Here is a 460-nt window from a genome sequence, read left to right as displayed (position 1 = left end):
ATGACCCGTAGGGGATTCGAACCCCTGTTACCTCCGTGAAAGGGAGGTGTCTTAACCCCTTGACCAACGGGCCTTAATGGCTCCCCGAACAGGGCTCGAACCTGTGACAACTCGATTAACAGTCGAGTGCTCTACCAACTGAGCTATCAGGGAATATATGCATTTGCAGTGCAAATGCAATTCATCGTACAACATCAACATGCAGAGCCTGTTTTCTATGTATGATGAAAGAGTTCGCTTGGCGGCGTCCTACTCTCCCAGGACCCTGCGGTCCAAGTACCATCGGCGCTAGAGGGCTTAACGGTCGTGTTCGGGATGGGTACGTGTGGAACCCCTCCGCCATCGCCACCAAACGCAGAGCTTAGCTTACATTCAGAGATCGTTCTCTGAAAACTAGATTCGAAACGAAACATGCGAATTATCACTTGCTATTGGATAAGCCCTCGACCGATTAGTACTG

At 50.4% G+C, this 460-nt stretch carries 2 tRNA genes and 1 rRNA gene; all 3 read right to left on the bottom strand.

Features of this window, described 5'->3' with window-relative positions:
- Position 1 precedes the first annotated feature (1 nt).
- A tRNA-Glu gene (locus tag C161_RS28865) sits at positions 2–73 on the bottom strand.
- A 4-nt stretch (positions 74–77) separates the two neighbouring features.
- A tRNA-Asn gene (locus C161_RS28860) sits at positions 78–153 on the bottom strand.
- Positions 154–236: 83 nt separating this feature from the next.
- Positions 237–353: ribosomal RNA gene (rrf, locus tag C161_RS28855) — 5S ribosomal RNA — on the bottom strand.
- Positions 354–460 lie beyond the last annotated feature (107 nt).

This window comes from Paenibacillus sp. FSL R5-192 (assembly GCF_000517845.1).
GTDB lineage: Bacteria > Bacillota > Bacilli > Paenibacillales > Paenibacillaceae > Paenibacillus > Paenibacillus amylolyticus.
Note: the sequence above shows the minus strand (reverse complement) of the source record. Positions and strands in the feature narration are given on the sequence as shown.